Raw genomic sequence first — 12,943 nt, forward strand, 5'->3', positions numbered from 1 at the left:
CGACGTCGAGCGTCAGCGGGTCTCGCGGTGCGCGGTGTGACGGCCGTCGCGCGGGCAGTACTTCTTCATCTCCAGGCGGTCCGGGTCGTTGCGCCGGTTCTTCTTGGTGATGTAGTTGCGCTCCTTGCACTCCGTGCACGCGAGCGTGATCTTCGGCCGGACGTCGGTCGACTTGCTGGCCACGGCGGGGCCCACCTCTCACATCGGTCTCGCCGACCGCGGTTCAGCGGCGGGTCGGCGGTGGAGTCTACGCGTAGCGGGAGAGGGACTCGAACCCTCGACCTCACGATTATGAGTCGTGCGCTCTCGCCAACTGAGCTACCCCGCCAGGGGGCTGGGGCGGCGCTCTCGCGCCACCCCAGCGGTGGAGCCCCGATAGGGAATCGAACCCTAGACCTTCTCCTTACCATGGAGACGCTCTGCCGACTGAGCTATCGGGGCCGGCGTCCGCGAGCCTACACGGCCCCGGTGAGGGAGCCGCATAGACCCGCGGATTCGCGTGGCAGGTGCAGGATTCGAACCTGCGAAGGCATCGCCGGCTGATTTACAGTCAGCTCCCATTGGCCGCTCGGGCAACCTGCCGCGGCTGCCTACGATAGCAAGCCCGAGGGCCCGGCGCGGCACCCCCCGGCGCAGCGGCTGCGCCGCACCCCGCCGACGGCCGCCGCACGGCCTCCGCGCAGCCCTCGGGCACCCCCGTCCGCCCCACCACGAGGAGACCAGACCGTGGCCAGCGAGTCGTCGTTCGACGTCGTCAGCAAGCTCGACCGCCAGGAGGTCGACAACGCCCTCAACCAGGCGCAGAAGGAGCTGGCGCAGCGCTACGACTTCAAGGGCACCGGCGCGTCGGTGGACTGGAGCGGCACCGAGGCCATCGCCATGAGCGCGAACAGCGAGGAGCGCGTCAAGGCCGTCCTCGACGTGCTGCAGACCAAGCTCATCAAGCGCGGCGTGTCGCTGAAGGCCCTCGACGCCGGCGAGCCGCGCCTGTCCGGCAAGGAGTACAAGCTCGACGCCTCCCTGAAGGAGGGGCTGAGCCAGGACGACGCCAAGAAGATCGGCAAGATCGTCCGCGAGGAGGGTCCCAAGGGCGTCAAGACGCAGGTCACCGGTGACGAGCTGCGCGTCTCGGCCAAGAGCCGCGACGACCTCCAGGCCGTCATCGCGCTGCTCAAGGCGGCCGACCTCGACGTCGCCCTGCAGTTCGTCAACTACCGCTGACCGGCTCCTCCGGCCGGCCGGCCGGCGCCCGGGGCCCCGCCGGTCCCGGGCGCCTCAGGCGTCGCGGCGCACGAAGCGCGCCGCCGCCCCCGCGGCCACGACGCCGACGACGACCGCCAGGGCCAGCCCGGCCGCCAGCGGGCCCACGAGGCCCGCGGCACCGGACGCCACCGGGGGCAGCGCCACCAGCCTGACGGCCGCGGCGGCGGGCAGGAGCCCCTCGACGGCCTCGGCCCAGGAGGCGCGCGGCAGCGCCAGGCGGAGCAGCGGCTCGAGCACCAGCGGCCAGGCGACCACGAGGCCCACGGCCAGCGGAGCGCTGCGCAGCAGCGAGGCGAGCGCGCAGCCCGCCAGCCCGTGGAGGGCGACGAGGGCCACGAAGCCCGCCAGGGGCACCGCCAGCACGGCCAGCCGCGGCGAGGCGCCCCAGAGCGGCTCGCCCGGCCACGCGGCGACGACGGCGGTGGCCGCCACCAGCGACGTCCCGGCGAGCACCGAGGACCACGACCCGACGACCACCGCGCGGGCGGCCAGCAGGGCGCCGCGCCGGGGCACCACCACGAGCGCCGCCCGCGCCGCGCCGTGCCGGTGGTCGGAGGCCGAGGCAGCAGCCCCGGCGACGGCGGCGAGCACCCCGGTCAGCGACAGCCCGACGGCGCTGCCGGCCGTGAGCGCCTCGAGCAGGCCCGAGCGGCCCAGGTCGGTCCGGGCGCCGAGCGCGCAGAAGCCCGCGGCGCCGAGGGCGCCCACGAGCGCAGCAGCAGCCAGCAGCACCACCGTCGAGCGGAGCGTGAGCAGGCGGGCGACCTCGAGGCGCACCGCGGCGGCGAGGGCGACGGCCGGGCTCACGCGGACACCGCCGAGGACCCGAGCAGGTCCGAGGCGGGCAGCGCCACCTCGGCGGGGGCGGCCAGCGCGGCGTCCAGGTCGGCCTCGCGCCGGGAGAGCTCGTGCACGGCCACGCCCTCGGCGCGGGCCACCTCGCCGACGGCGGCGATGTCCAGGCCCGTGACCACGAGGGCGCCGTCGGGCAGGGGCTCCACCCCGCCTCCCCAGCGCAGCACCGCGGCGGTGAGGCGCCCGGCGTCGCTGGCCCGGACCAGCACGGACGCCGCGGCGCCGGCGACCAGCTCGGAGGCCGGCCCCTGGGCCGCCAGGCGGCCCCGGCGCAGCACCACGAGGGCGTCGACCATGGGGGCGAGGTCGGCCGCGCGGCTGCCGGTGAGGAGCACCGAGCCCCCGCCGTCGGCGTGCTCGCGCAGCAGGGACCCCAGCCAGGTGCGGCCGTCGGGGTCGAGGGCGGGGAGGGGGTCGTCGAGCAGGAGGGCGCGGGGCCGCCCCAGCAGCGCCCCGGCGACGGCGAGCCGCTGCGCCGCCCCGCGCCAGAAGACGCCCGGGCGGCGGTGCTCGACCCCGGTCAGCCCGGTCTGCTCGAGCACCTCGTCGACCCTGCGCCGCGGCACGCCCGCGCCGGCGGCCAGCACCCGCAGGTGGCCGCGGGCGGTGCGCCCGGGGTGCAGCGAGCCCGCGTCGAGGGCGACCCCCACCGCCGCCGCGGGCCGGGGGCAGCGGGCCAGCGGCGCGCCGTCGAAGAGCACCCGGCCCTCACCGCGGTCCAGCCCGGCGGCGAGGCGGAGCACCGTCGACTTGCCCGACCCGGCCGCTCCCAGCAGCCCGGTCGCGGTCCCGTCGGGGACGGTGAAGGTGAGGTCGTCGACGGCGAGCCGGCTGCCGTGCCGCTTGGTCAGCGAGAGGGCCTCGATCACCGCTCAACGGTGACACAGGAGGGGCCTGCGGGGAGGGCGTTCGGCCCCCTCCGGCGCGTCTCCCCCGGAGGTCACCCGCGGGCGGGCCGACGGGTCGGCCGGCGGTCAGCGCTGGCGGTAGCCGTAGGCCATCGCCTCGAGGCGGGCGATGCGCTCCGCCATCGGCGGGTGGGTGGCGAACAGGCTCTTCACGTCAGCCGCGCGGAACGGGTTGGCGATGAACAGGTGCGAGGAGTTCTGCAGCTGCTGCTCGGGAGCGAGCGGCCGCGCCTGCACGCCGCGCTCCAGCTTGCTCAGCGCCGAGGCGAGGGCGAGCGGGTCGCCGGTGAGCTGGGCGCCGTCCTCGTCGGCGTCGTACTCGCGGGTGCGGCTGATGGCCATCTGCACCAGGCCGGCGGCCACCGGGCCGAGGAAGAGGATGAGCATCGCGGCGAGCGGGTTGGGGCGCTCGCGGTCACCGCCGCCGAAGAACATGGCGATGTAGGCCAGGTAGGTGATCACCGAGGCCATGGCAGCGGCGATCGAGCTGGTGAGGATGTCGCGGTTGTAGACGTGCATCAGCTCGTGGCCGAGGACGCCGCGCAGCTCGCGCTCGTCGAGGATGTCGAGGATGCCCTGGGTGGCGCAGACCTTGGCGTTCTTCGGGTTGCGCCCGGTGGCGAAGGCGTTCGGGGCGGACGTCGGGGAGACGTAGAGCTGCGGCATGGGCTGGCCGGCGCGCTCGCTGAGCTCGCGGACGATGCGGTGCATGGCCGGCTGCTCCGCCTCGGTGACGGGGCGGGCGCGCATGGCGCGGACGGCCACGGAGCCGGAGGTCCAGTAGGCGATGCCGTTGACCACGAGCGCGATGACGAGGCCGACGAGCAGGCCCTGCTGGCTGCCGCCGAAGAGCAGCCAGCTCGCCAGGAGCACGACGCCGCCCAGCAGCCCGAAGAGCATCGCCGTCTTGACGCCGTTGAAGTGGCCGTGGCCCATGGGGTCCTCTCAGTCCTCTTTACCTCTGCATGACCTGCAACAGACTGTCCCCCACGGTGCTTCCCGGGCGCACCCCCGGCGGGGCTGTCCGGAGGAGGTCCACAGCCACCTCACAGCGGAGCGTCTCCGCGCGACGCACGTAGCATCGACACACGTGAGCACCGTGCCCGACCCCCAGCGGTCGCCCGAGCAGCCCGCCCACCGGGTCGACAAGCAGGTGGAGGTCCTCGAGCGCGTCGTCATCCGCTTCGCGGGAGACTCCGGTGACGGCATGCAGCTCACCGGCGACCGCTTCACCGCGGAGACCGCGAGCCTCGGCAACGACCTGGCCACCCTGCCGAACTTCCCGGCCGAGATCCGGGCTCCCGCCGGCACCCTGCCGGGCGTCTCGAGCTTCCAGCTGCACTTCGCCGACCACGACGTCACGACACCGGGCGACGCCCCCGACGTGCTCGTCGCGATGAACCCCGCCGCGCTGCGCGCCAACGTCCACGACGTCCGGCCCGGCGGCACGCTGATCATCGACACCGACGACTTCACCCCGCGGAACCTCGCGAAGGTCGGCTACGCCACCAGCCCGCTGGACGACGGGAGCCTCGAGGGCTACCGCGTGCACGCGCTGCCGATGCAGTCGATGACGGTGGAGGCGCTCAAGGACCTGGGCCTGAGCCGCAAGGACGCCGAGCGCAGCAAGAACATGTTCGCCCTCGGCCTGCTGAGCTGGCTGTACGAGCGGCCGACGGCGCAGACCGAGCGGTTCCTCACGGCGAAGTTCGCCAAGCGCGCGGCCGTCCTCGAGGCGAACCTGCGCTCCTTCCGCGCCGGCTGGGCGTTCGGGGAGACCACCGAGGCCTTCCCGGTGCGCTTCACCGTGCCCCCGGCGCCGGCCGAGAAGGGCACCTACCGCAACGTCACGGGCAACGCCGCGCTCGCCTACGGCCTGGTGGCCGCGGCGCACCGCGCCGGGCTGCCCCTGGTGCTGGGCTCGTACCCGATCACCCCGGCCTCCGACATCCTCCACACCCTCTCCGGGCTCAAGCGCTTCGACGTGACGTCGCTGCAGGTGGAGGACGAGATCGCGGCCGTGGGCGCCGCGCTGGGCGCCTCGTTCGGCGGCGCGCTCGGCGTCACGACGACGAGCGGCCCCGGCCTCGCCCTCAAGAGCGAGACGATCGGCCTGGCGGTGGCGCTCGAGCTGCCGCTGGTCGTCGTCGACGTCCAGCGCGGCGGGCCCTCGACGGGCCTGCCCACCAAGACCGAGCAGTCCGACCTGCTGCAGGCGATGTACGGCCGCAACGGCGAGTCGCCGGTGCCGGTGGTGGCGCCGTCGACCCCCGCCGACTGCTTCGACGCCGCGGTCGACGCGGTGCGCATCGCCGTGAAGTACCGCACGCCGGTGCTGCTGCTCTCCGACGGCTACCTCGGCAACGGCGCGGAGCCGTGGCGGGTGCCGGCCGCGCACGACGTGCACGCCGTCGACCCCGACATCTCCACCGACCCGAACTCCACCGCCGACGACGGCATGACGCCGCAGTTCCGGCCGTTCCTGCGCGACCCGGACACCCTGGCCCGCCCCTGGGCCGTGCCCGGCACCGCGGGGCTGGAGCACCGCGTCGGCGGCCTGGAGAAGGCCGACGTCACCGGTGAGATCTCCTACGACCCGGCCAACCACGACCGCATGGTCAGGCTGCGCCGGGCGAAGGTGAAGGGCATCGAGGTGCCCGACGTCACTGTCGACACAGGCGACCACGCCGGTGGTCACGACCACGCCGACAGCGACCTGCTCGTCCTCGGCTGGGGCTCCACCCGCGGCCCCATCACCGCCGCCGTGCGCGAGGCCCGCCGCAGGGGCCTGCGCGTGGCCCAGGCGCACCTGCGCCACCTCAACCCCCTGCCCGCCAACCTCGGCGAGGTGCTGCTGGCGCACGAGCACGTGCTGGTGCCCGAGATGAACCTCGGGCAGCTGGCGCTGCTCCTGCGCGGCCGCTACCTCGTCGACGTCATCAGCTGCAACCAGGTGCGCGGCCTGCCGTTCACGTCGACCGAGATCGTCGAGGCGATCGAGGACGTCGTGGCCGGCCGGGTGCGCCCCACCCCCCGGAGGGACGCTCGATGAGCACACCGCTCGGCCTGCCCACCCTGCGCAGCGGGACGGCGGACGTCCCGTCGCTGCCCGACGGCGTGCGCCTGGGCAAGAAGGACTTCACCTCCGGCTCGGAGGTGCGCTGGTGCCCCGGGTGCGGCGACTACGCCGTCCTCGCCGCCGTGCAGGGCTTCCTGCCCGAGCTGGGGCTGCGCAAGGAGAACGTCGTCTTCATCTCGGGGATCGGCTGCTCCTCGCGGTTCCCGTACTACCTCGACACCTACGGCATGCACTCGATCCACGGGCGCGCCCCGGCGATCGCCACCGGGCTGGTGGCCTCGCGCCCCGACCTGTCGGTGTTCGTGGTGACCGGTGACGGCGACGCGCTGAGCATCGGCGGCAACCACCTCATCCACGCGATGCGCCGCAACGTGAACATGACCGTCCTGCTGTTCAACAACCGGATCTACGGCCTGACCAAGGGGCAGTACTCCCCCACGTCCGAGGTCGGCAAGGTCACCAAGTCGACCCCGTCGGGCTCGCTCGACGCGCCGTTCAACCCGGTGTCGCTGGCCCTCGGGGCCGAGGCGAGCTTCGTGGCGCGGACCCTCGACACCGACCGCAAGCACCTCACCCAGGTGCTGAGGGCGGCCGCCGAGCACCGCGGCACGTCGCTGGTGGAGATCTACCAGGGCTGCCCGATCTTCAACGACGGCGCCTTCGACGTCCTCAAGGACCGCGAGGAGTCCGTCGCGCGCCTGGTGCGCCTCGAGCACGGCCAGGAGGTCGTCTTCGGCGCCGAGGGCTCCCAGAAGGCCGTCGTCCGCTCGGCGTCCGGGTTCGGCGTCGAGGTGGTGGGCCTCGAGGAGGCCCGGGCCGCCGGCCGCGAGCCCGTGGTCCACGACGTCGAGACCGCCGACCCCTCGCTGGCGTTCGCCCTGTCGCGCCTGGACGAGCCGACGATGGCCCACGTGCCCGTCGGCGTCTTCCGCGCCCACAGCCGCCCGACCTACGACGACGGCGTGCGCTCCCAGCTCGACGCCGCGCGCGAGGCGTCCGGCGGGCCGGGCTGGCGCGCCGGCGACGACGACCTCGAGGCGCTGCTGCGCGGCGGCGACTCCTGGACCGTGGAGTGACCCGCCCCGCACACGTCCGCCGGGGGTGAGGGGCACGTCCGAGCGCCGCGGCACCCTGCTCGGCCTCGCCGCGTACCTGCTGTGGGGCCTGTTCCCGCTGTACTTCCCGCTGCTCGCCCCGGCGGGCGCCGTGGAGGTGCTCGTCCACCGCGTGCTGTGGACGGCGGTGCTGTGCTGCGTGCTGCTGCTCGCCCTGCGCCGCTGGCGCCCCCTGCTGGCGCTCGCCCGCGAGGGCCGCGTGGTGGCGCTGCTGGCGCTCGCCGCCGCCGTCATCGCGGTCAACTGGGGCGTCTACATCTACGCCACGCAGCAGGCGCACGTCATCGAGGCGTCGCTGGGGTACTTCATCAACCCCCTCGTCACCGTGGCGCTCGCGGTGCTGCTGCTGCGCGAGCGGCTGCGCCCCCTGCAGTGGGCGGCCGTGGGCACCGGCGCGGTCGCGGTCGTCGTCATCACCGTCGACTACGGCAGGCCGCCGTGGATCGCCCTGGTGCTGGCGCTGAGCTTCGGCACGTACTCGCTGGTCAAGAAGCAGGTCGGGTCGACCGGGCCGGGCGGCCGGGGCGTCAGCGCGCTCAGCAGCCTCTCGGCCGAGACGCTGCTGCTCACCCCGCTCGCCGTCGTCGCGCTCGTGGCCATCGAGGCGAGCGGGCGCGGCACGTTGACCGCCGACCCGCCGTGGCACCTGGTGCTGCTGGCGACCACCGGCGTCGTCACCGCCGTGCCGCTGCTGCTCTTCGCCGCCGGGGCCGCCCGGGTCCCGCTCACCACGACGGGGCTGCTGCAGTACGTGACCCCGGTGATGCAGCTGGTCATCGGCGTGGCGGTGCTGGGCGAGCGGATGCCGCTGTCGCGGTGGGTGGGGTTCGCGCTCGTCTGGGTGGCGCTGGTGCTGCTCACCACCGACATGCTGCGCTCCGCCCGCCAGGGGCGCCGCGCACCGACGGCCGCCGTCGAGGCCGCCGGGTCGACCGGGGGTTCCGTCACGACGCCGTGACGAAATGCGGGCGATCCGGACAGTTCACCTCGGGGCCACCCGGGGTCCACGGCCCCGCCGCGCCCCCGGGTGAGCGTCGACCTCGGACCTGGAACGGCCCGGACACCCCGGGCCGGTCGCCCGTCGAGCACCCCCTCCGAGGAGCCCGAGATGACCCTCACCCCCTCCCGCCCGCTGCTGCCGATGACGGGTCACACCCGCGGCAACCGCTCGGCGGCCACCTGCCACTTCAAGTGCGGCGACGCCTGCCTCAAGGCCGAGGGCAGCACGTCGACGTCGCCGTCGTTCGCCGCCGTGGCCGAGGCGTCGCTGTCGCGGCGCAACCTGCTGCTGGGCCTGGGCGTCGTCGCCGCGGCCGCCGGCAGCGGCGCCGTGACCGCGCAGCCCGCGGCGGCTGCGCCTGGGAAGGGCGGTCCCGGTGGGGCTCCCGGTGGGGCCCCCGGCACCGTCGGCCCGAAGGGGCTGGCGTTCACGCCGATCGCCGCCGTGGCCAGCACCGTCGACCAGATGACCGTGCCCGCCGGCTACACCTGGAAGCCGATCATCAGCTGGGGCGACCCGGTGGTGCAGGGCGCACCGGCGTTCGACCTCGACCGCCAGAGCGCGCAGGCGCAGGCGATGCAGTTCGGCTACAACAACGACTACCTCGCCATCCTGCCGAAGGGCCGGAACAGGGCGCTGCTCGTGTCGAACCACGAGTACACCAACGAGAACCTCATGTACCCCGGCTTCACGTCCGAGGAGGCGCTGACGGTCGAGCAGCTGCGCACCTCGATGGCCGCGCACGGCCTCTCGGTGGTGCAGCTGCGCCGCGGGAAGGACGGGTTCTGGGAGGTGGAGCCCTCGAGGCTCGGCCGCCGCTTCACCGGCCTGTCCACCGAGTTCGAGCTGCGCGGCCCGGTCGCGGGGAGCGACCTGCTGAAGACCGCGAAGGACCCCTCGGGGCGCAGGGTCGTCGGCACGCTGAACAACTGCGCCGGCGGGACGACGCCGTGGGGCACGGTGCTGTCGGGCGAGGAGAACTTCGACCAGTACTTCCGCGGCGACGCCGCCGGCGACCCGCGCAACCGCGACACCTACGGGCTGGTCGACAAGGACGGGAAGGTCGGCAACGGCCGCTACTGGTACAAGGCCGACGACCGCTTCGACGTGGTGAAGACCCCGAACGAGATCAACCGGTTCGGCTGGATCGTCGAGGTCGACCCGCACGACCCGCGCTCCACCCCGGTGAAGCACACCGCGATGGGCCGGTTCAAGCACGAGGGCGCCACCACGATCGTGGCGAGGAAGGGCAACGTCGTCGCGTACATGGGCGACGACACCGCCGACCAGCACCTGTACAAGTTCGTCAGCCGCGACCGCGTGGGCAGGGGCGGCAAGGGCGGCCGCAGCGAGCTGCTCGACGCCGGTGACCTCTACGTGGCGAGGTTCTCGGCCGAGGGCGACGTCACCACCGACCGCGACGGCACCGGCGAGTGGATCGCGCTGACGAAGGACGGCGCGTCGGCCGTCCCGGGGATGAGCCTGGAGGAGGTGCTCGTCTTCACGCGCGCCGCCGCGGCGGAGGTCGGGGCCACCCCGATGGACCGGCCCGAGGACGTCGAGCCCGACCCGCGCACCGGGTACGTCTACGTGGCCTGCACCAACAACAAGACCCGCAAGGCCGCCGGCCCCGCCAACCCCCGGCCCTCGAACAAGGACGGCCACGTCATCGAGCTGCGCGAGGTCGGTGACGACGCGACCGGCACCCGCTTCGACTGGTCGCTGCTGCTGGTCTGCGGCGACCCGGAGGACCCGTCGACGTACTTCTCCGGCTTCCCGGCCGACAGGGTGTCGCCGATCTCCTGCCCGGACAACGTGGCCTTCGACGCCGGCCAGCCGGGCCTGTGGGTCTCCACGGACGGCGCGCCGAGCTCCATCAAGCTCAACGACGCCCTCCACTACGTGCCGCTGACGGGTGCTGAGCGCGGCCGCGTCTCGCAGTTCCTCGCCGTGCCCGCGGGCGCGGAGACCTGCGGCCCGTGGATCGACGCCGCCGACGGCTCGGTGTTCGTCAACGTGCAGCACCCGGGTGAGGTCGACGGCGCCGTGGTCGACAGGCCCACGTCGACGTTCCCGTACACGGACGCCTCGAAGCGCACCCCGCGCCCGAGCACCGTGCAGGTGCGCCGCACCGCCGAGTAGTCCCACCCGTCCGTGATCATGGGCGTCCGCCACCTCCCAGGGGTGGCGGACGCCCATGATCACGAGGGGGGCGCTTAGCCTGGAACGGACACCCGACGCACCACCTGGAGCACCGTGTCCCTCTCCTCCCCCACCCGGACCCTCGCGGCGCTCGGCGCTGCCGCCGTCCTCGGCTGCTCGTCGCTGCTGCTCGCCCCCGCGGCCTGGGCGCACGACTCCCTGGTCTCGAGCACCCCGGGCGACGGCACCACCGTGACGAACGCGCCCGAGTCGGTCTCGCTGGGCTTCAGCTCCGCCCCGCTGCAGCTGGGCGCACAGGTGCAGGTCACTGGGCCCGACGGCGCGGTCGTCACCGACGGCGAGCCCCAGGTGGCCGGCGACGACGTGGTCCAGGGCCTGGCGGCCGACCGGCCCGCCGGCACCTACACCGTCGACTGGCGGGTGACCTCGAGCGACGGGCACCCGATCCAGGGCACCGTGACCTTCACCGCCGAGGGCGCCGTCGGGGCGAGCCCGGCGCCGAGCACGAGCACCGCAGCCGCCAGCGCGCCGTCGTCGTCGGCTGCGCCCTCGGCGGCGGTCGAGGCCACGGCGACGCCTAGCACGACCCCGGCGTCAGCGGAGTCGGACCCCGGCTCGGAGATCACCACCTCGACGGTGGTGTGGACCGTCGTCGCCGGGGCGGCCGGCGCCCTGGCCGGATGGCTCCTCGTGCGCGCGCGGCGCCGCTCCGGCGGCTCCTGACCTCCAGGGCTCAGGCGGTGAGGGGACGGCGCAGCACGCGCGCCTCCCACGGGCGCAGCGGGGAGAGCCCGGTGCGCCCGGAGCCGTCGTCGTCGTGCCAGTTGCCCAGCACGAGCTCGGCGCCGTCCCACGCGGCGGCGTCGGCCCCCAGGTCGGCGGCGACGTCGTCGAGGGGCTGCTCCTCGCCGCTGACCGCCACCACGACCAGCAGCCCCGTCTCGGCCGTGGCGCGGGTGAACGCGTACACGTGCGGGTGCGTGGCGGCGAGCATCGTGAAGTCGCCGGTGCCGACGCACGGCTCGGCCTTCCGGAGGGCGATGAGGGCCTTGTAGTGGGAGAGCACCGAGGCCGGGTCGTCGCGCTGGGCCTCGGCGTTGAGCCAGGAGGCGTTCTCGTGCACCCGGTACCAGGGCGTGCCCGTGGTGAAGCCGCCGTGCGGGCTGGAGTCCCACTGCACGCCGGAGCGGGCGTTGTCGCGGTTGAGCCTCGCCATGGACCCCACGAGGCGAGCCACCTCGGCCTCGTCGGCGCCGCCCTCGACGGCCTCGCGCAGGTGGTTGACGGCCTCGATGTCGGAGTAGTCGGCGGGCGAGGTGAACGGCAGGTTGGTCATGCCGATCTCCTCGCCCTGGTAGACGTACGGCGTCCCCCGGTGCAGGTGCAGCAGCGTGGCCAGCGCCGTGGCGCTCTCGCGCCACCAGCGGCCGTCGTCGCCCCAGCGGGAGACGATGCGCGGCTGGTCGTGGTTGTCCCAGTAGAGGCTGTTCCAGCCGCGCTCGGCCATGCCGGCCTGCCAGCGGCCGAAGCTGGCCTTGAGGTCGAGCAGGGAGAAGGGCTGCGGGTCCCACTTGCCGCCGGTGCCGTGGTCGAGGTTGACGTGCTCGAACTGGAAGACCATGTCGACGACGCCGGTGCTCGCGTCCGTGAGCTCGACGGCGTCGTCGACGGTGATGCCGGGCATCTCGCCGACGGTGAGGAGCTGCCCGTCACGGCCGCCGAACACCTCGCGGCGCAGCTCGGCGAGGAACTCGTGCAGGCGCGGTCCGGTCATGAAGAACGGGCCGCCGTCGCCCCACAGGCCGCCGTCGGGCCACGGCGCACCGTCGGGCAGGGAGCCGTCGGCGTCGTAGCGCTTCGAGATGAAGTTGATGACGTCCATGCGGAAGCCGTCGACCCCGCGGTCCAGCCACCAACGCATCATCTCGGCGACCGCGGCCCGCACCTCGGGGTTCTCCCAGTCCAGGTCGGGCTGCTTGCGGCTGAACAGGTGCAGGTAGTACTCGCCGGTGGTCTCGTCGAGCTCCCACGTGGAGCCCGAGAACGCCGAGCGCCAGTTGGTGGGCTCCGCCCCCGGGTCACCGGCCGCGAACCCCTCGCGCGGCGGGCGCCAGACGTACCAGTCGCGCTTGGCGGAGTCCTTCGAGGCGCGGCTCTCGGTGAACCAGGCGTGCTCGTCGCTGGTGTGGTTGACCACCAGGTCCATGACCACCTTGATGCCGCGCTCGTGCGCGGCGGCGATGAGGGCGTCCATGTCGGCGAGGGTGCCGAAGGAGGGGTCGACCGCCTGGTAGTCGCTGATGTCGTAGCCGTTGTCGTCCTGCGGGGAGGCGTACACCGGGCTCAGCCAGACCACTCCGACACCAAGGTCCGCGAGGTGGTCGAGCTTGGAGGTGATCCCCGGCAGGTCACCGATGCCGTCGCCGTTCGAGTCGGCGAAGCTGCGCGGGTAGACCTGGTAGACGACCGTCGAGGCGAACCAGGGGGCCGAGCGCTCGGACGGGGAGGACGACGACGTGCTCACGGCCCCACCCTGGCAGGCCCCGGCCCCGGCGTCACG

At 74.0% G+C, this 12,943-nt stretch carries 11 protein-coding genes and 3 tRNA genes; 6 read left to right on the forward strand and 8 right to left on the reverse strand.

All coding sequences use genetic code 11. The features are described 5' to 3' along the window. Nucleotides 1-12: 12 nt before the first annotated feature. The 4 genes from rpmG to F1641_RS08280 all read right to left on the reverse strand — a co-directional run bounded on the left by rpmG (nt 13) and on the right by F1641_RS08280 (nt 582). The gene (gene rpmG, locus F1641_RS08265; protein WP_194904354.1) at nt 13-183 is read right to left on the reverse strand and encodes a 50S ribosomal protein L33; all 171 of its coding nucleotides are present in this window, start codon (nt 181-183) and stop codon (nt 13-15) included. A 71-nt stretch (nt 184-254) separates the two neighbouring features. Beyond that, nucleotides 255-328, reverse strand: a tRNA-Met gene (locus F1641_RS08270). Nucleotides 329-365: 37 nt separating this feature from the next. After that, nucleotides 366-441 (reverse strand) — tRNA-Thr (locus F1641_RS08275). Nucleotides 442-500: 59 nt separating this feature from the next. Next, nucleotides 501-582: transfer RNA gene (locus F1641_RS08280), tRNA-Tyr, on the reverse strand. Nucleotides 583-726: 144 nt separating this feature from the next. Between F1641_RS08280 and F1641_RS08285 the strand changes: the two genes are divergently transcribed. Beyond that, complete coding sequence (locus F1641_RS08285; RefSeq protein ID WP_194904356.1) at nt 727-1,221, forward strand: YajQ family cyclic di-GMP-binding protein; 495 nt, start codon at nt 727-729, stop codon at nt 1,219-1,221. A 54-nt stretch (nt 1,222-1,275) separates the two neighbouring features. Here the strand turns inward: F1641_RS08285 and F1641_RS08290 are convergent, their stop codons facing one another. The 3 genes from F1641_RS08290 to htpX all read right to left on the reverse strand — a co-directional run bounded on the left by F1641_RS08290 (nt 1,276) and on the right by htpX (nt 3,962). Then, a complete protein-coding gene (locus tag F1641_RS08290; RefSeq protein WP_194904358.1) occupies nt 1,276-2,070 on the reverse strand; it encodes a hypothetical protein in 795 nt (264 codons plus the stop codon). Beyond that, entirely contained in the window at nt 2,067-2,987 is a 921-nt protein-coding gene (locus tag F1641_RS08295) for an ATP-binding cassette domain-containing protein (RefSeq protein WP_194904360.1), read from the reverse strand. The genes F1641_RS08290 and F1641_RS08295 overlap by 4 nt, the downstream gene beginning before the upstream one ends. Before the next feature lie 105 nt (nt 2,988-3,092). Further along, nucleotides 3,093-3,962 carry a zinc metalloprotease HtpX gene (gene htpX, locus F1641_RS08300; RefSeq protein ID WP_194904362.1) on the reverse strand — a complete coding sequence of 290 codons (870 nt, stop codon included), beginning with the start codon at nt 3,960-3,962 and terminating at the stop codon, nt 3,093-3,095. 154 nt (nt 3,963-4,116) lie between these two features. Here htpX and F1641_RS08305 point away from each other — a divergent pair, with 154 nt between their 5' ends. From F1641_RS08305 to F1641_RS08325, 5 genes are all read left to right on the forward strand, one after another. Then, on the forward strand, nt 4,117-6,078 hold the full coding sequence (locus F1641_RS08305; RefSeq protein WP_219729514.1) for a 2-oxoacid:acceptor oxidoreductase subunit alpha: 1,962 nt from the start codon (nt 4,117-4,119) through the stop codon (nt 6,076-6,078). Beyond that, nucleotides 6,075-7,181 carry a 2-oxoacid:ferredoxin oxidoreductase subunit beta gene (locus tag F1641_RS08310; RefSeq protein ID WP_194904365.1) on the forward strand — a complete coding sequence of 369 codons (1,107 nt, stop codon included), beginning with the start codon at nt 6,075-6,077 and terminating at the stop codon, nt 7,179-7,181. The genes F1641_RS08305 and F1641_RS08310 overlap by 4 nt, the downstream gene beginning before the upstream one ends. A 25-nt stretch (nt 7,182-7,206) precedes the next feature. Then, nucleotides 7,207-8,178 carry an EamA family transporter RarD gene (rarD, locus tag F1641_RS08315; protein WP_194904367.1) on the forward strand — a complete coding sequence of 324 codons (972 nt, stop codon included), beginning with the start codon at nt 7,207-7,209 and terminating at the stop codon, nt 8,176-8,178. 150 nt (nt 8,179-8,328) lie between these two features. Then, nucleotides 8,329-10,362 (forward strand): PhoX family phosphatase, encoded by a 2,034-nt coding sequence (locus F1641_RS08320; RefSeq protein WP_194904369.1) that lies wholly within the window; start codon nt 8,329-8,331, stop codon nt 10,360-10,362. A 114-nt stretch (nt 10,363-10,476) separates the two neighbouring features. After that, entirely contained in the window at nt 10,477-11,106 is a 630-nt protein-coding gene (locus F1641_RS08325) for a copper resistance CopC family protein (RefSeq protein ID WP_194904371.1), read from the forward strand. A gap of 10 nt (nt 11,107-11,116) precedes the next feature. On the opposite strand, the gene F1641_RS08330 is transcribed toward F1641_RS08325, so the two are convergent. Then, nucleotides 11,117-12,907 (reverse strand): alpha-glucosidase, encoded by a 1,791-nt coding sequence (locus F1641_RS08330; protein ID WP_194904373.1) that lies wholly within the window; start codon nt 12,905-12,907, stop codon nt 11,117-11,119. Nucleotides 12,908-12,943: the final 36 nt, after the last annotated feature.

Source organism: Quadrisphaera sp. INWT6, from assembly GCF_015390235.1.
Taxonomy (GTDB): domain Bacteria; phylum Actinomycetota; class Actinomycetes; order Actinomycetales; family Quadrisphaeraceae; genus Quadrisphaera.